The following is a 17,371-nucleotide window of genomic DNA, read 5'->3' as shown; positions in this document are numbered from 1 at the left end:
CGTGGGAGCAGACCACGTCGAAACAAGGCGAATTCCCTGGTGATCATTCATGCCCCCGGACGCTCCCGCCTGCGTGAGCTGGGGTCAGTTGGCCGCGCTCAGCGGAAGTGAGCGGCAAGCGCTCGAACGCAGAGCCGAAATAGCCTGCCAACTCGCCAGAGAACGGCCAATCCGAACCAAGCGTAAAACGCTCCAGACCGATCCGCCGCATCACAGCCGCAAGGCGAGCCAAATCTTCATCGGGCGTCTCGGCGTCGAAAGTCTGGGCCAGGTCGAAATGAAGCGAGGCGCCCAGGCCCGGCTCACGCTCCAACGCCTCCGCGAAGGCGTCGATGGCCGACCAGGTGTTGGCGTCCAGGCCGCCCCACCCGCCCGAATGCGCGATGAAGACAGGACTTCCGCCAGCGTGCGGCAGCACCTCCTTCAAGAAGATCTCCACGTCCTGCGCGCCATAGTCCTCGGCGCGGGTGCGCATGTGGATCATGATCGTCTTGCGGTGACGCCCCGCCGCCTCGAACACCCGCGCAAGGCGGGCGACATGTACCTTGTCCCTGAGGTCGAGGCCTGAGTTGGTAAGGTGCAGCTTCACGCCCGCCGCCGCCGGCTCGTCGGCCCAGAACGCCAGCTCGGGCAAGGCCGTCGAGGTCAGCGGATTGATCCCGATGAATGCGACGAAGCGGTCCGGGCGTTCTCGCGCCAGGCCGACGGTGAAGGCGTTTGCCGACCGCACGAGCTCAGCCGCGTCCGGCGCAGGCGGAACCATCATGGGGCTTTCCGCCAGATAGGCGGTGGACATCAGCCAGGCCTGCCTCACCGCGGCCCGGTCCATTGTCGCCAGCAGATCATCAGCCGTCAGCGGCTGGACGAAGATATCCGGGCAGGCGCCGATCCGCCCAGGGCTGCGGCAATAGCCCGGCAGGAAGGAGAGGATCGCCGGCGAGTGGACATGGACATGATGATCCACAGCGATCGGGGACGCAGCCGCCGAACCGGCGAACAGGCATGACAAAGCCGTCGCCAGAGCGACCTTTTTCAGAAACATGAAGGACTCGGAAAGAGGGCGCGATGAGACGCCATTACCGGCGCCCCATCGCGGAATACTCAGCGCGAAGCCGCGCCGTTGAGCAGGGTTTCCTGCCAGAACTGCAGACTGGTCCAGAAGTAGTAGTCCACGTTCTCCTTCTTGTGGAATCCGTGGCCTTCGTTCTCGGCCAGCAGATGCCAGGCCGTGCCGCCGTTGCTGCGGACCGCCTTGACGATCTGATCGGCTTCGGAAGCCGGCACGCGCGGATCGTTGCCGCCCGTCGACACCAGCAGGGGAATGCTGATCCGATCCACGTTGGTCAGCGGCGAGATGGCCTGAAGCTGGGCGCGCTGTTCTGGGTCGCGCTCGTCGCCATACTCCACCCGCCGCAGGTCGCGGCGATAGGACTGGGTGTTCTCCAGGAAGGTGACGAAGTTGGAGATGGCGACATAGCAGTTCGCCCCCTTCAACTGATCGCTGTAGTGAACCGCCGTGGCGTAGCACATGTAGCCGCCATAGGAGATGCCGGTCACAGCAAAGCGCGAGGCGTCGAGCGACGGATTCTGCTTGAGGGCGCTCAGCAGGGCGCCGATGTCCTTGACCGAATCCTCACGACGCCAAGGCCCATTGTCCAGGTTGACGAAGCGCGAGCCATAGCCGCTCGACCCCCGCACATTGGGGAAGAATAGCGCCACCCCCAGTTCGTTGAGCAGATAGTTCTGCGGGCCCAGGAACTCGGGTCGCGTCTGACCCTCGGGGCCGCCGTGGATGTCGATGATCAGCGGCCGCTGGCCGGGAAATTTTGCCGCGTTCGGCTGATAAAGGAAGCCCGAGACCGTCTCGCCGTCGAAGCTCTGGATCTCCACCAACGTCGGTTCGACATTGGCTTTGGGGTCCAGCCCGCCCGTCTCGCTGAACGTCCACTGGCGCACGGCCAGCGTCTTGGGATCGATGGAGAAGGCGTCGCCCGGCACCTGGGCCGAAGACAGGCTGAGACCGATCTCGCCCCAGGGCGCGATCTGGATGGTGTCGCCGAAGCTCCAGTGCAGCACGCCGGCCGGCAGGCCGTCGACCGCCCTCGCCTCTCCGCTCTTCAGATCCAGCACCCGCAGACGGGTGACGCCGGCCTCATTGATCGCATAGGCTGCGAAGGAGCCGTCCGGCGCCAGGGCGTAGTCGGTCACATCCCATTTCGCCTCAAGGCTGATAGGAACGAAGGCGCCGCCCTGGATACGGCCCAGGCGCAGGAAGTCGGAGTCGCGGTTCGAGGTGGCGTAAACGCCGCCGTCAGCGCCGTAGCGCGGATCGACATAGGAGACCTGCGCCTCCGGATCAGTCAGAGCGGTCATCTGGCCTGACGCCAGGTCCAGTTCATAGACTGCCGCGTCATTGATGGACTTGCGGTTCAGGACCAGGGCCTTGCGACCGTCATGCGAGAAGTCGGCGATGTTCCACCCGCCGCCCGAGACCTGAGCCACCAGGCGATCCGATCCGGCGACGCCCGGTTCGACGACATAGAGATCCATGTCCGCGCCGTTGCGGCGGGACGAAGCGTAGCCGACCTTGTGGCCGTCCGGGCTCCAGGCGCCGAACCAGTTACGGCTGCGGCCGTCGGTCAGCAGGCTCAGCCGCCCGTCATGGAGAGTGTAAAGCTGATAGAATTCGTCGCCGCCGTTGTCCTTCTGGACCAACAGCGTCCCATCGGCGGGCGACGGCGCGCCGAACATCACCGGTTCGGCCTCAAAGCTGATCTGGGTGCGGGCCGCGCCGGGCGCGGCGACACGGTGCAGCTGGTCGCTGGCGCCGAAGCGCGTCTTGACCAGCATGGAGCGATCTACAGCGCTCCATCCTAGGAAGGCCGCACGGCGCGCCTCCAGATAGGGCTGAGTCGCCGCAACCAGGGCGTCCGGCACCGGCGGCAGCCCGTCCGCGACAATGGCGGCCGGCTTGGGCGCTTCGGCGAGCACAGGTGCGGCGAAGGCGCTGGCGGCCACGGCGGCGGCCAACACCAGGGGAAGTCGGGAAATCATGAAATCAGGCCCTCTCGGCAAGGGAAGGAGTCGCCGGCTCCCTGGTCAGGGTTGGGGAGCCGGCGACAAGGACACGAAGGCTCAGACCTAGAAGCGAGCCCGCGCGCCGATCGTGACGTAACGGCCAATGACGTCGTAGTAGGGAGAGAACAGCGACCCCACCGGCGGCTGGCGATCGAACAGGTTGGTGGCGTTGGCGTAGAGCTCCACCCCCTGCGCCCCGAAGCGGGTCAGGTCCGCCGTCGCGCCCAGGTCAAAGTAGGTATAGCTGCCGATGTGGTTGTTCACGATCTTGATCGTGCTGTTGTAGTCGCCGGCCGAGATGTAGCGGGCGCGCAGGTTCGCCCCGAACACATCCCCCTTCCAGCCCAGCGAGCCGTTCAGACGCCATTCCGGCACGCCCAGGCCGAAGGAGTAACCCTGAGACTTGACGTACTGGATCTCGCTGACGCCGTCGTTGGTGGTCAGGCTGTTCACCCAGGTTCCGACCAGACGCGCCGTCACCCGACCCGGCGCTTCAGGGAAGAAGCGGTCCAGCGGCGCCGCGTAGGAGATCTCGGCGTCCACGCCGTCGGTCTGGTACTCGGCCAGGTTCACATAGGTGGACATGGTGCGGACCAGGTCGCCCTGGGCGTTGCGTTCGATCTTGCTGCACAGGGCGGTGTTGCCGTTGAAGCAGCGGTTCACCAGGTCCTGCGGCGCGATGGTGGTGATCACATCGTCGATCTTGATGTTGTAGTAGTCGAGCGACATGTTCAGGCCGGGGATCGACGGCGGCGCATAGGTGACGCCGATCGTCAGGGTGTCGGCCGTCTCTGGCGTCAGATCCGGATTGCCGCCGCCGTTGTTCAGCACATAGACGGTCTGGTTCTTGGCCGGATCGTTGATGTTGTTATAGCCGGTCGTCGTCTGGGTGTAGAGCTCCGACAGATTGGCCGAACGGATGTCTCGGGACTGGGTGATGCGGCCTCGGAAACCGGGGAAGAACTCATTGGTCGCCCCCACCTTCCAGGACCAGATCGAGCCGGTCGTGTCGTAATCGGAAATGCGCGCCGCGGCGTTGAACTCCAGATTGTTCAGAACGGGCAGGTCACGAACGACCGGGACCAGAACTTCGGCGAAGGCTTCCTTGACCGAGAACTCGCCCGACATGGCCGAGAAGCTGAAGGTCCGGAAAGCCTTGGCCGCGTCCAGTTCGCCGACGGTCTGGTCGATCGACTCCTTGCGCGCCTCGACGCCAAAGGCGACCGAGACATCACCGGCCGGCAGGGTAAAGGGCTCGCCGCGCAGACTGATCCCCCCGACATCCAGCTTGGTGGTCGAACGCTGTTGCGGCGTGCCGGTCACATAGTCCATGGCCGCCTGGCTGGGCGCGCCCAGACCGAACAGGTTTATCGGCACGCAGCCCGAGTTGGCGTTGGTCAGGGAGACGCGGCAGATCGCCTGCCCCGTCGCCGGATCCAGCACCGAGTCCACCGCCTGGGCGTATTCCGTCCTCAGCAGGAAGCCGGGAGTGTCGATGTTGTTCTCGAACTCTCCATGGCTGTAGTAGGCGCCCCAGCGCCAGGCGCCGCCGCCCAATTCACCGTCCAGCGCCAGGGTGGCTTGCGTCGTGACGCGTTCGAAGTCGATCCGCGGATAGGTCTCGGCGTTGAAGCGGCCCATCGTGAAGCTGGTCTCACCCGCCGCCGTCATGGCGTCACGCACCGCCGTCGGCAGAAAGGCGTTGTCGATGCTGATCTGCAGATCGCCGCGGTTATGGTCGCCGAACCAGATGTAGTCGTTCCACATCTTGGCGTGACGAATATCGGCGGTGAAACGCAGGGTGTCCGTCACGTCATAGGTGGCGCTGGCCATGGCGACGAAGCGCTGCTGGGGCGTGACCAGAGGGCTGAGATCGTCGTTGGACGGCCCTTCGCCGCCCACGGTCGACGTCCCGACCTGCTGGCCGAAATCGAAGTCGCGCAACGAACCATCAGGATTGAAGGCCTTGCCCGACAGCACGCCCGACATGATCAGCCCCCCATAGGCGGCGTTGGCGAAGCCGACGTCCGGCACGGTGACGAAACGACCGGTGCCGTCATTGGTCGACACCTGCCCCCAGCGACCGATGCGCGGGCGTGAAGTCTTCGGCACCACGCCTTCATTGTCGAGGTATTCTGCGCCGATGATAAAATGGCCCCGGCCCTCCAGGAAATCCGTCCCCCAGGCCGCCTCAAAACGCTTCTGCTCCGCGTCGTCGAAGGAGGAGATGCCGTATTCCGCGCCGATCTTGGCGCCGGTGAACCGACGATCGATACCGATGTTGACCACGCCCGCGACGGCGCCCGAGCCCCAAGCCGCCGAAGCGCCGCCAGTGACCACATCCGCGCTGCGCACCAGAATCGACGGAATGCTATTCAGGTCATTCTCGCTCGACACACGGCGGCCGTCGATCAGCACCAGGGTGCGACTGATGCCCAGGCCGCGCAGATCGACCGGCGCGTTGCCTGCGCCCGTGTTGGTGCCGGTGGTCTGCGGCGACGAAGTCGCGCGAAACTGCGGCATGTCGTTAAGGGCCGCTGCAATGTTCGGACGTGCGCCGACCGACAGATCTTCGGCCGTCAGACGCACGGTCGGCGTCGGCGCCTCGAACCCGGCGCGATCGATCCGCGAAGCGATGACAACGATCTCGTCGACCGACGAGGGCCCTTCGTCCACAGGGACATCCTGGGCCATGGCTCCGCCGGCGCACGCGAGAAGCGCCAGGACGCTGCTGCATCCGGTCAAACGAGTATTGAATTTGGACAAGTCGAAGTTCCTCATGGCGACGGCGTCCCCTCCCAAGGACAAGAGACCAGCGGCGACTGACGCGCCTTTTGACCGCCCCCGCTGTCATCGGGCCTGAGAGTTTCGGGTCGCCCCTTGCTCCTTCGGCGAGGCGCACCCGAAGGCCGCCTTCTCTCCAGCGTTTCCCGCGCAGCACGGTCCTTTTGCCTGAGCGTTTCCGGGGCGGTTGCGCCTTCGGCGTCGGAGTTCGATCTCTCCCGCGCTGCAAAACCAGTAGGAAACCGCCTCACAAAGCCTGTCAAATCGACATTTTTGGCAAATTTATTGCTTACTTTATATATACTACGCAAATATACGCTATTATTATCCTTGCTCGACCTAATCGTGCGGCGAGGCGCGGGCCGCCTAGCGGCGCGGTGTCAGAAAGGTGACAGGAAGATGTCAGTAACCGCGCGCGAGAGTTATCCACAGGATTGCGCGATCGCCCATCATGGCGCGAAGGGATCGTCTGGCGCCTGTTCCGCTCCGACCATCGCTGTCCGCCACTGGGCGATCAAGCGCCGACGTCGTAACTGATCGAGGTTGGCCAGAAGACCAGGACCGACACGGATGGACCTCAGCCCGGGAGAAGCGGCGACATCCGCCATATCCACACGAATGGGGCCCGCGCCGGTCCGGCTGATGAGTTCCTGGCCTTCACGCGAGAGAAGGAAGTCCAGAAACAGCCGCGCCGCCGCCGGATGGCTGGCGTTGCGCGGAATAAAAGCGACGCGCGACACGGACAGTCGATAGTCCGACGGCACGATCACCGCCACTTCGTCATGATCCGCAGCAAAGCCGACCGCGAAGGAGCGGTTGACGTTATAAGCGAACACCTTCCGGCCGTCGGCGATCTGGCCCAGCATTCTATGCCCCGATGTATCAAGGCGAGGCGCCGTACGGCCCAAGGCCTCCATCAACCGCCAAGCGTCTGGATAGGCCTGGATATCCGCAGACAACAACATCATGCCGACAGCGCTGCGCTCGACGTCATATAAGGTGGTCCGCTCGGCGAACACCTCGGGCCTCGTACTCAGAAGACGCAGAAGCTCCGCGTGACTGCGTGGCGCCGCGTCCGCTGGCAACAGTCGACGGTTGTAGACGAAAACGATCGGGTCGGCGGTCAAGCCAAAGCCCTGACTCCGCCATATGGCGCCGTCGGGAAGACTGCGACGATGCGGTGAGCGATAGGTCTGGGCGTAGCCGTCATTGACCAGCTTGATCTGCTGATCCATCGCCGAGGACCAGACGAGATCGACCCCCGGTCGCCCCGCATCCGCCGTCGCCTTCACCTCCTCAGCGATCAGCGACGAGTTGCGATCCACGACCTGCACCTTGATCATCGGCCAGCGGTCCTGAAAAGCGTCGATGACCGGCTGCATCATGCTGGTGTTCGTATAGACGACCAGGCCCCCTTCGCGCTGCGCCCTCCAGCGGGTCAGCGGATTTGTGGCAGGCCCGTTCGGTTCGCGAACGCAGGTCGCGGTCGCCGCGACCGCCAGCACGACGAGAAGTCGTATCAAGCTCGCCGGCCAGTTCCACTTTGCGGCGCGCCGCTTTAGGTTCCGCAAAGTCACTCACTCCCACCCAGCCGGTCGCCATGAAAATACTGGTCGTCGAAGATGACAAGGCGCTCAGGCATTCTCTCAAGGCCAGTCTGGAAGCCGCCGGCTTCACCGCCTGCTGTACCGAGTATGGCGCTGAAGCCCTGACCCTGGAGGCGAACGGGGGTTTCGACGCGGCCGTTCTGGACATCGGCCTGCCCGATATCGACGGCTTCGAGGTCTTGAGCGCGCTCCGACGCCGGGGCTCGACCACGCCCGTGCTGATGTTGACGGCGCGCGACGGGCTGACCGAGAGGGTGGCGGGATTGGATTTGGGGGCTGACGATTATCTGGTGAAACCCTTCGCCCCCGTCGAATTGGCGGCGCGGCTGCGGGCCATCGCACGCCGTCGCCAGGGACGAACCGCAGAGACCGTCATGATCGGCGCCATGACCTGTGACTGGGAAGCCGGACGCGTCATGGTCGGCGACCGCGACCTGGCCTTGCGTCCCCGCGAATGGGCGGCGTTGCGGGTATTGGCTTCCCGCGTCGGCCAGGTCGTGGACAGGGACATGCTTGCGGCGGAGGTCTTTCCCCAGGATGAGGCGCCTTCGCCCAATGCCCTGGAAGTGCATATCGGACGTCTGCGCCGCAAATTGCAGCCCGACGGACCCGCCGTGGTCAATATCCGCGGTCGCGGGTATCGCCTCGATCTCTGATGGCCAGATCTCTCAAGCATCACAGCCTGATCAGTCGTCTGTTCCTGGCGCAGATCGCCCCCCTGACGGCCTTTGCGGTTCTATTTCTCGCCATTGGCATGTGGACGACCCATCGCGTGGTCGAACGAACTGCGGACCGCCTGCTCGCAGGCGCCATGCAGACCATCCTCGAAAGCGTCACGCTTGAGAACGGCGAGGTGATCGCGGAAGTCGAGCCGTGGTCGTTGGCCTTGCTGGACAACCCCGAACGGGACGCGGTCTTCTACAACGTGCGGGACAGCGGCAAGCTGATCACCGGCTATGAAGAGCTGCCCCTGTTGTCAGGGCTGTCGACTGACCATCCGCGCTTCGCCTATCTGACCGCGCACAATGTTCCGTTGCGTATGGCTCAGCAATCTGTCGCCATTCCGGGGCGCGAGGGCGTCGTCTCCGTCTCGGTCGCTCAAAGTCTGGATTCACGTCGGGCGGACATGGCGGAACTGCACCGCAACCTCTTGTTGTTTCTCGCCATGCTCGTCGGGCTTGCCGCCCTGCTCATCTGGCCAAGTCTCACTTGGGGGCTAAGCGCCTTGCGACCTCTGGCCGATCATCTCGCAGCGCGCCCCACGGCGACGCCTCATGATTTCGCTCCAACGCCGACCGACTTGGCGCCGCGTGAACTGCTGGCCGTGATCTCAGCCTACAACGATCTTCTGGCGCGACTGGAACGCTCCACATCCGGGATCCAGCGCTTTGCAGCCGACGCCTCGCATCAGATCTCGCACCCCGCTGACAGTGATCGCCGCCAATCTGGATTTGTTGGCGAGCACGGACCGTGGTTGGAGCACAACGGAGCTGCGTCTGTTGGAGGACTCGCGGCAGAGCGCGGGCTACATGACCCGCCTCGTTCATCAGTTGCTCGCCGTCGCTCGCGCCGACGGCGTGCGTTTCGCCGGCGAAGCCGATCTCGGCCGCGCCGTCCGCACCGCCTGCCGCAGCCATTCTGGCGACGACCTTCGACTTCGACTCCCCCTGGAAACGGTTTTGGTTCGTGGAAACGAGGATCTGATCGTCGAGCAATTGACCAATCTGCTCGATAACGCCCGCCGTTACGGCCTCCCGCCGATCATGCTTCAGGTCAATGTTCAGGGCGATATCGCCCAGTTGACTCTATGGGACCATGGCCCTGGAGTAGCCCCTCAGGATCTGCAGCGCCTGTCACAGCGCTTCTATCGGCCTAGCGCAACGCGAAAACCCAGTGGGGCGGGTCTGGGCTTGTCCATCGTCGAATCCCTTGCGCAAGCCCAAGGCGGCGGCTTCTCCATCCGAAACCGATCGACAAAGAAGGGCTTGATCGTCACGCTAAGCTTCCACATTTCGTGACCTAACAGCCTCGCTGAGAGCTGCCGCTGCGCCGGTGGTGTCGAGGATGCTGACGCTTCCTCGGTTAAGGCGCGTCGCCCTTGGCACGGTTGCATCCACGACATGTATGGCCCGGCCAGCCTGCTGTGTGGATGAACCGAAACCGTCGACCTCAGCCTCTGAATCCGGCTGCTTTGAAAGCCGCAAACCATGGCCTCAGAGCAACGCAGCTATAGCCGACTCGATCAGTACCTGCGGTTCTCAGCCCCGCCCTTGCCCCTAACAGTCGGCTGAAAGCCATGGCTCGACGCATACTTAGATTGGCGCGAGACTTCCGCTCCATCTCGTTATGGAGCAGAAGTCTCGGCGTCCCTCAGAAGCGCAAGCTCAGCCCCGCGACAATGCGGCGGTCCGTCAGACCGTTGTAGCACAGCAGAGCATCGTCGTTGATGCAGTATTCATTGGCGTCTTCACGCGTCAGATTGATCGCCTCCAGACCCACGGTGGCCCAGCTGTTGATCTCATAGTTGACGCTGGCGTTCAGTTGTCCGCGGTCGTCGCTGACACGCGGAACGTCAAAGGCTGAGGTGAAGGCTTCCGTGTTGATGAAGTCGGAACGCCACGTGTAGCGCATCCGGGCGCTCAGCCCGCCCCGCTCGTAGAACAGCGTCGCATTGTAGGAGTACTTCGAGAGGTTCTCCAGCTCGACGCGATCCTGCGGCAGAGGATCGAAGCCCAGGTCGCGGGTCGTGTTCCGCGTCAGGCCGATGGTCCGGTAGCTGTCAACGTTTCCGCCGGTCTTCTGATAGGTGAAGTTGCCGATAAAGCCGAAGCCGGACATCCAGCCGAGGCGATCCTCCCATTGCGACAGGTCGTACTGGAAGGCCGCTTCGACTCCCGTCTGGGTCGTCTCGCCATCCACGTTGAACATCGACGTCAGCGGAACGCAGATGCCGGTCTGCCCCTTGTCTGGGTGATTGACGTTGATGACGGCGATCGGGTTGTAGATGCCGCCGCCGGGGCAAGACGGATCACGGCTTCGGTTCACCACGCCGTTGACGGCGTTGTCCGGCGGGCTTTCGGTGACGCTGGCGAACAGATTGTCGCGCACCTTGTGGAAGACGCCGAGGCTGATCAGGCTGGAAGGAGCGAAATAGTATTCGGCCGACAGGTCGAACGACAGGACGGTTTCCGGCTCCAGGTTCGGATTGCCGCGGTTTACCGCCGTGTTCTCGCTGGTGGCGAAGGTCACCGAGGACGACAGCCGGTTGAAGTCCGGTCGGCGAATATCACGGGCGACGCCGGCGCGGATGATCACGTCCTCCCGCGGCTCGGCCACGAGGTTGAAGCGCGGCAGCCAGAATTCATAGGAGGTGTTGTGCACCGACCGGCTCGCGTCCGTGCCGCTGGCGACCGTATTGCCGACCGAGCTGAGGTCGGTGCTGACATAACGGACGCCGGCGTTGCCGCGCACAGGCATCCCGAACGCTTCGGTGTCGAAATTGGCCTGCAGATAGGCGGTGCTGGTCTTTTCGGTGATCTCGAAGAAGGCGCTCGCTTGCGATGTCGGCTGACCGATCAGCGGAATATTGGAGCCGTTGGCGGCGTTGCTGGCCGCGATGGCGGCGTTGATGTCGGCCAGGGTTCCGGCCGGATCGCCGAAGGCCTTGGCGCCGTCCAGGATCAGGAAGTCCGAGAAATACAGACGGCGATCATCGGCCGCGTTGAAGTTGTTCGGGCCGGCGATCAGCAGGTTGGAGAAGCGGTCGCCACTGGGACGGAAGAAGGACGAGTCGATGTTGGTGAAGTTGGTGCTGCCCGTGACGTTGTCATTGAGCGCGCTGGTCTCGTTCCAGCGCAGCCCCGCGTCGATCGAACTGATGAAGGGCACAATGCCGTCCATGGCGTAGGAGGCGTCGAGGCGGAACGCCTTCTCTTCATTCTCGCGAACGCTACGACCCTGCGACACCTGATGCAGGCGATAGTTGGCGGGGTCCAGCAACTGGGCCGTGCTGGGCGTCGAGAGCTGCCCCTGGGCGATGCCGAACTGCAGCGTGCCGCCGCTCAGGTCGAACTCGATCGGCACGCCGTTGGCCAGCGACACGCCCCGGACCGGCTGGGGACCGTTGGGATTGACGAATTCGAGCGTCGTATTGAAGCTGGGCAGGACCGAGTCCGAGGTCGACAAGGACGCCTGGGCGCTGAGCGACAAACGCTCCAGATCCCACTCGCCGCCCAAGGCGAACACGCGGCTTTCGGTTACGCGCGAGCCCGTATCGCTGGTCGTGCGCAGATAGGGCGCAAGATTGCCGTCCGTCCGAGGCAGGATGAGCCCCTTCAGCGCCGCCTGGACGGAGCCTAGATCCATCGTCCCGTTCGGACCCTGCACCTTGCCCAGGTTGACGGTTTCGAAGGCGGTGTTCGTCGTGTTGTCGACCACGCCGTTGTCCGAAATGGTCGAGATCTGGACGGTCGAGCTCTGTTCGGCGCGCTGCTGATCGTTCAGCGTCATGTCGAAGTAGAATTTCAGATTGTCTTTCGGCTTCCACTCCGCCGAACCCGAGAAATTCTTGGTCTCATACTCGAAATTATCCAGATCCTGATTGAAGAACTGGATGCGCATGAAGGGGAAGGCCTCGGCGCTCAGACGGCCCGAGTCCGGAGTGACGACCGCATCGCGGTCGACGCGCGGGCGGAAGGCGGCGACGTCCTGCTCGGCGTAGCTGAAGCTGCCGACCAGGCCGAACTGACCGAAGTCCGTGTCCCAGCGCTTGCCAATCGTGCCCGAATAGCGCGGCGTCAGGGTATCCGACAGGTCGCTGTATTCAGTCTGGGCGCGGAAGGCGAACAGGGGATCCTTCAAGTCCAGCGGGCGGATGGTCCGCAGATTGATGGTGCCGCCCACCGAACCTTCGATCGTCTTGGCTTCCGGCACCTTGATGACCTGCACGGAGCTGATCATCGAGGCCGCCAGATCGTCGAAGCTGATGCCCGACCGGCCCGAGCCCGACCCCACCGTCGAGACGCCGTTGATTTCGACCCGGTTGGCGTCCGTGCCGCGAGATCTGCACGCCGCGCCCGACGCCCGCCTCGCGGGTGATCTGGATGCCGGTGACGTTCTCAAGCACTTCGGCGAGATTCTGGTCCGGCAGCTTGCCGATGTCCTCCGCCTCGATGACCTCGACCAGGTTGGCGGCGTTGCGCTTCTGCGACAGGGCGTTCTGCAGCGACGCGCGAATGCCGGTGACGACGATCTCATCGACCTGAGTGACGTCGACGTTCCCCGCCTCGTCCTGATCCGGCTCAACGCTTTGGGCGAACGCCGGAGCGGCCGCCATCAGCGCCGTCGTCGTCAGCAGTATCGCCGTAAATCGTTTGCCGGAATTCGCTCGAACGCCAGCATCCCCCATTTGCCTCATCGCGTGCCTCCCAGTGCGTTTTTTATTATCCGAACGCTGGATTGGCCTTACCTGTCTGTCAACCTCTTTTCGGACCACAATGGATTAATTTAATAGACCAATTGGTCTATTTTTGGATCGAACACTCGTTTCCTCAGCGGCTTGCGCCGCGCTCGCCCCGAATAAGCGCCTCGATTTCAGTCAGATCCGTCTCGGCGTTGTCGCCGGGCGTTGTCATCGCCAAGGCTCCGTGGGCGGCCGCCAGTTCCACCGCCTGTTGGGGGCGCTCTCCCGCCATGAGCCCGTGGATAAGACCCGAGGCGAAGGCGTCGCCGCCGCCGACGCGGTCCAGAATCTCCATATCCGGTCGAGCCATGGAGACGTATCGCTCGTCCCGCTCATGGAACACGCCCTGCCAGCCGTTGACCGTGGCGCTCTTCGAGTCACGCAGGGTGTAGGCTACGCCCCGAAGCTGGGGGAAGGCGTCGAAAGCCATCCGCGCGGCCTTGGACGGCGGCCCCGGATCGGTCGGCCAGGCGCGCCGCCCGACATCTTCGCTGACCAGACCGAGGCAGGCTGCCAGTCCCCGATCATCCGCAAAGACCAGATCGCACTCAGCCACGATAGCCCGGTTGATCGCGCGCAGGGCCTCGGGGTCCGGATGACTGCGCCACAAGCTCTCGCGATAATTGAGATCGTAGGACACGGTGACGCCGAGGCGCCTCGCCGCACGCACAGCCGCCAGGGCGGTCTGCGCCGTTTCAGCCGACAATGCCGCGAAGACCCCGCCGGTATGCAGCCAATGCGCGCCGCGCGCCCCCAGAACATCGTCCCAGTCGAACGCCTGCGGGTCGAGCGCCGACGCTGCCGAGTACGCTCGGTCGGACACCCCCTGCGGCGGCCGGACGCCGAAGCCGCGCTCGGTGAAGTTGAGGCCCATTCGCGCCTCGCGCCCGACGCCGTCGTAGTCGCGCCAGACGATGGCGTCGACGTCCACCCGCGCCTGGGCGATCAAGCTTTCGGCCAGGGCGCCCAGGGGGTTGCGCGGCAGGGCCGTCAGCACCGCCGTCGGCCGCCGGAAGGTCCGGCTGAGCCCCCGCGCGACATTGTACTCGCCGCCGCCCTCCCAAACGTTGAAAGCGCGAGCGCTGCGAATCCGTCCTTCGCCCGGATCCAGGCGCAGCATCACCTCGCCGAGGGCGGCCAGATCCCACCGTCTGGGGCTGCCGGCGGACAGCGCCCACGAATGCTTCGCCTCGCTCATCGCGCGTCGCACCCGAACAGCGACAGATCGACCGCCTCAGCCATCAATCGATACCCCTCATCATTGGGGTGAAGCATGTCGGGACGAGCCGCGCCCGCGCGGAAGCTTTCTGGATCCGCCGGATCCCGCACGGCCGCATCGAAGTCCACGACGCCGTCAAACGCGCCTTCGTCGCGGATGAAGGCGTTAAGGACCCGACGCGCCTCTGACGACGGAGCGTCATAGCGCTCCGATCCCTTGAACGGCGTCAGGGTTCCGGCGACCGCCTTCACCCCGTGGTCGCGCAGGCGGGCGACCAACTGGCGATAGCCCTGAACCATGTCCGCTGCATTGCGGCCCGGCTTGGCGGGGTCGCCCCCGTGGCGGATGTCGTTGATGCCTTCCAGCAGAATGACGTAGTCGATCTGCGGCAGGGCCAGGATGTCCCGGTCCAGCCGCGCCAAGCCCGAATGGGACCGGCCGTGGTCCAGCAGCTTGTTCCCGCTGATGCCCTGATTCAGCACCACGAATCGGCCAGGACAGGTCGCCTCGAAGCGACGCGCCAGCATGCTGGGCCAGTCGCGCTCGGCTCCCAGAGTGGCCGTCGCGCCCTCGGTGATGGAGTCGCCCAAGGCCGCCACCACGATCGGCGCCGCCTCACGCTCGCCATAGACGACGGAGATCACGTTCTGGCGGTAGTCCAGGGCGACGTCATCGCCGGGCGTCGCCTCTCCCTGCCCTATCCGGACGACGGTGCGGCGCACGGCGGGACGGGTCGGGTCGGGAAAGCGCAGGCTGACCGAAACCTGTGCGAAGGCCGGCGCATCCAGGGCCACAGGATCGCTGATCAGGACGGAACCGACCGGGATCGTCACCTCGCTACGCCCGTCGAAGAGAACCGGCGCCGTACCGCCCTCGCCAACCAGGCCCAGGCGCATGTCGGCCACGCGCAGCGGCGCATCGCCCAGTTCGTTGCTGACGCGCAACCGAAGCGCACGCACCGACGCGCCCAGACGCATATCCTGGCGGACCGTCTGTCCCGCAAACTGCACGGGCGCCTCAAGCGTGCCGTCCTTGCGATCAGGCGCGGGCGAGGCGGTCCAGACCGGGCTCCACACCTGAGCCGAGGCCGCGCCCGCCGCGCCCCAGGCGACGCCGGCCAGGGTCAGGGCCAGGAGGGCCGTGCGACAGCGACCGCCTTTGCAAGGCGAGACAGAAAATGGACGGATCATGTCAGGGCCTCGGCGGTGAACAGGGACTGAGAGCGAAGACGTCGGGGTCAATCGCCTCGGCCATCAGAAGATGGCCTTCGTCATTGGGGTGGTAGCCGTCTTCACGATGCGCGCCGGGACGGATGCGACCGGGCCGGGCGACATCATCGAGTGCGGCCTCGAAATCGATGACGCCGTCGAAAATCGCGCCCTGGCGGATCAGGGTGTTGAGCGCACGGCGTTTGTCGTCGGTGGTCGGACCGGGAATGGCTGGCTCAGCCACAGGCGAGGCCAGGATAGGCGTCAGCACCCCGCCGATGACCTTGATGCGCTGGGCCTGAAGCGCCCCAACGGCCTGCCGGTATCCGGTTGCGACATCGTCCACCCCCGCGCCCGGACGATCGCGCGCAGGGCCTTTCTGGCGCACGTCGTTGAGGCCGGCCATCAGCACCACATGAGTAATACCGGGCATGGTCAGAACGTCACGCTCCAGCCGCGAAACGAGAGAGGGAGAGCGTCCGTCCGAGGCCACCATATTGCCGCCGATCCCAGCATTCACCACCACGAAGGCGCCCGGGCAGGCGCCCTCCAGACGGCGCCCCAACTGGTGCGGCCAGGCGCGGTGGGCGCCGAGGGTCGTCGATCCGCCTTCGGTGATGGAATCGCCGATGGCGACGATGACCGCGACGGGCGCCGTCGGCCGCTCGGCCAGCACGGCCGAGACGACGCCCTGGCCGCGCAGAAGCGGGGCCGCGTCACCGGGCGTTGCGTCGCCCGAGGCGATCCTCACCGGGCCGAGCCGAACAGCGGGTCGGGTCTCTCCGGGCAGGTAGGCGCTGACCGTCAGTTCCCCATAGGCAGGAACGGCCACAACCAGTGGATCGCTGAGCGCAAAGCCGCCCAGAGGAATGATCACATGGGTCGCGCCGTCGAACCGTAGGGGCTGCGCCGCCTCGCCCTTCACCCCCGCCTCGGCCCAGCCGATGACCAGCGGCCCTTCGCCCAGTTCATTGCTGAAACGGACGCGCACCGCCGTCGCCGCCGAAGCCATCAGCAAGTCCTGCCGCAGGGTGACGTTTTGCAGCAGCGGCGGCGCGCCGGTGGCGGCGGCCTCGTTCCGCCACGGCATGGGCGAGGCGAGCCACGCCGGAACCCAGACCTGGGCGCTTGCGATGGCGGGCGCCGCCAGCGTCACGCACAGTCCGGCAGCCAGGCCCGCCAGGGTCCGCCTCGCCGCTCTGCGTTGTGAAATGGGCCCGCCCGCCATCGCTCGCCTCATGCCTTAGGAGAAGTAGGTGCCGCCGTTCACGTCGACGTTGGCGCCGGTCATGAAGCCGGCGGCGTCCGACGCCAGGAAGACCGCGACATCAGCGGCCTCTTCGGGACGACCTTCCCGACGCAGCGGCGTGCCGTTGGCCACGGCCTGGCGCACCTCGGGTTTGGTGAAATCGTCGTGGAAACGGGTCGAGATCATGCCGCAGCACAGGGCGTTGACGCGGATCCCCTTGGGACCGAGCTCCTTGGCCATGGCGCGGGTGAAGGTCATCACCGCCGCCTTGGACACCGCATAGAGGGAGGCGCCGGGGCCGCCGCCGTCACGCCCCGCCTGGGAGGCGAAGTTCACGATGGCCGCGCCCGAAGACATGTGCGGCACGACCGCTCGCGTCGTCAGGAAGGTCGAACGGAAGTTCAAGTCCATGACGCTGTCGTAGAAGGCGTCGTCGATCTCCAGCAGCGGCTTGCGAGCCACCATGCCCCCGGCTGTGTTGACCAGGATATCGACGCCGGGGCCGAACGCCGCCTGAGCGGCCAACACCAGGCCATCGACGCCTTCGGGCGTGGTGACGTCGGCGCGATGCAGCACGGCGGTCCCGCCCGCCGCCTCGATCAGGCGCAGCGTCTCTTCGGCGCTGGCGGCGTCGTTGGCGTAGTTGACCACGACCTTAGCGCCTTCGGCGGCCAGCTTCAGCGACACTTGGCGTCCGATGTCGCGTCCGCCACCCGTGACGATGGCCACCTTGTTGTTGAGTTTCATTTCGCTCTTAGTCCTTGA

General features: G+C 65.1%; 11 protein-coding genes, 3 pseudogenes and 2 riboswitches. Of the genes and pseudogenes, 4 read left to right on the top strand and 10 right to left on the bottom strand.

Annotation, left to right across the window (positions count from 1 at the left end):
• Nucleotides 1–43: 43 nt before the first annotated feature.
• From AC52GN_RS03975 to AC52GN_RS03960, 4 genes are all read right to left on the bottom strand, one after another.
• Nucleotides 44–1,042, bottom strand: coding sequence for an amidohydrolase family protein (locus AC52GN_RS03975; RefSeq protein ID WP_496528253.1), 999 nt, complete (start codon nucleotides 1,040–1,042; stop codon nucleotides 44–46).
• Nucleotides 1,043–1,101: 59 nt separating this feature from the next.
• The gene (locus tag AC52GN_RS03970; RefSeq protein ID WP_496528252.1) at nucleotides 1,102–3,054 is read right to left on the bottom strand and encodes a prolyl oligopeptidase family serine peptidase; all 1,953 of its coding nucleotides are present in this window, start codon (nucleotides 3,052–3,054) and stop codon (nucleotides 1,102–1,104) included.
• A gap of 87 nt (nucleotides 3,055–3,141) precedes the next feature.
• Nucleotides 3,142–5,754 carry a TonB-dependent receptor domain-containing protein gene (locus tag AC52GN_RS03965; protein WP_496528251.1) on the bottom strand — a complete coding sequence of 871 codons (2,613 nt, stop codon included), beginning with the start codon at nucleotides 5,752–5,754 and terminating at the stop codon, nucleotides 3,142–3,144.
• 169 nt (nucleotides 5,755–5,923) lie between these two features.
• Nucleotides 5,924–6,004, bottom strand: a riboswitch (glycine riboswitch).
• 4 nt (nucleotides 6,005–6,008) lie between these two features.
• A riboswitch (glycine riboswitch) is annotated at nucleotides 6,009–6,093 on the bottom strand.
• Between the two features lie 218 nt (nucleotides 6,094–6,311).
• On the bottom strand, nucleotides 6,312–7,367 hold the full coding sequence (locus tag AC52GN_RS03960; protein ID WP_496528250.1) for an ABC transporter substrate-binding protein: 1,056 nt from the start codon (nucleotides 7,365–7,367) through the stop codon (nucleotides 6,312–6,314).
• 38 nt (nucleotides 7,368–7,405) lie between these two features.
• Between AC52GN_RS03960 and AC52GN_RS03955 the strand changes: the two genes are divergently transcribed.
• From AC52GN_RS03955 to AC52GN_RS03940, 4 genes and pseudogenes are all read left to right on the top strand, one after another.
• Nucleotides 7,406–8,125 (top strand): response regulator, encoded by a 720-nt coding sequence (locus AC52GN_RS03955; protein WP_496528249.1) that lies wholly within the window; start codon nucleotides 7,406–7,408, stop codon nucleotides 8,123–8,125.
• Nucleotides 8,125–8,586, top strand: a pseudogene (locus AC52GN_RS03950) (sensor histidine kinase N-terminal domain-containing protein); the annotation flags it as partial. The gene AC52GN_RS03955 and the pseudogene AC52GN_RS03950, both read left to right, overlap by 1 nt.
• A 313-nt stretch (nucleotides 8,587–8,899) precedes the next feature.
• Nucleotides 8,900–8,983: pseudogene (locus AC52GN_RS03945) on the top strand (hypothetical protein); the annotation flags it as partial.
• Between the two features lie 201 nt (nucleotides 8,984–9,184).
• Nucleotides 9,185–9,487 carry a sensor histidine kinase gene (locus AC52GN_RS03940; protein ID WP_496528764.1) on the top strand — a complete coding sequence of 101 codons (303 nt, stop codon included), beginning with the start codon at nucleotides 9,185–9,187 and terminating at the stop codon, nucleotides 9,485–9,487.
• A 352-nt stretch (nucleotides 9,488–9,839) separates the two neighbouring features.
• Here the strand turns inward: AC52GN_RS03940 and AC52GN_RS03935 are convergent, their stop codons facing one another.
• From AC52GN_RS03935 to AC52GN_RS03910, 6 genes and pseudogenes are all read right to left on the bottom strand, one after another.
• Nucleotides 9,840–12,482 (bottom strand): TonB-dependent receptor, encoded by a 2,643-nt coding sequence (locus tag AC52GN_RS03935; protein WP_496528248.1) that lies wholly within the window; start codon nucleotides 12,480–12,482, stop codon nucleotides 9,840–9,842.
• A gap of 58 nt (nucleotides 12,483–12,540) precedes the next feature.
• Nucleotides 12,541–12,804, bottom strand: a pseudogene (locus AC52GN_RS03930) (TonB-dependent receptor plug domain-containing protein); the annotation flags it as partial.
• 214 nt (nucleotides 12,805–13,018) lie between these two features.
• Nucleotides 13,019–14,128: a sugar kinase gene (locus AC52GN_RS03925; RefSeq protein ID WP_496528247.1), complete on the bottom strand. Its 1,110-nt coding sequence runs from the start codon at nucleotides 14,126–14,128 to the stop codon at nucleotides 13,019–13,021.
• The gene (locus AC52GN_RS03920; RefSeq protein ID WP_496528246.1) at nucleotides 14,125–15,339 is read right to left on the bottom strand and encodes a GDSL-type esterase/lipase family protein; all 1,215 of its coding nucleotides are present in this window, start codon (nucleotides 15,337–15,339) and stop codon (nucleotides 14,125–14,127) included. The genes AC52GN_RS03925 and AC52GN_RS03920 overlap by 4 nt, the downstream gene beginning before the upstream one ends.
• Nucleotide 15,340: 1 nt before the next feature.
• Nucleotides 15,341–16,585: a GDSL-type esterase/lipase family protein gene (locus AC52GN_RS03915; protein WP_496528245.1), complete on the bottom strand. Its 1,245-nt coding sequence runs from the start codon at nucleotides 16,583–16,585 to the stop codon at nucleotides 15,341–15,343.
• Nucleotides 16,586–16,600: 15 nt separating this feature from the next.
• Complete coding sequence (locus AC52GN_RS03910; RefSeq protein ID WP_343831447.1) at nucleotides 16,601–17,353, bottom strand: SDR family NAD(P)-dependent oxidoreductase; 753 nt, start codon at nucleotides 17,351–17,353, stop codon at nucleotides 16,601–16,603.
• Nucleotides 17,354–17,371 lie beyond the last annotated feature (18 nt).

The sequence above is a fragment of the Brevundimonas sp. SS2672 genome (genome assembly GCF_059579685.1).
The sequence above is the reverse complement of the archived record's forward strand: the minus strand, read 5'-3'. Positions and strand labels throughout refer to the sequence as shown.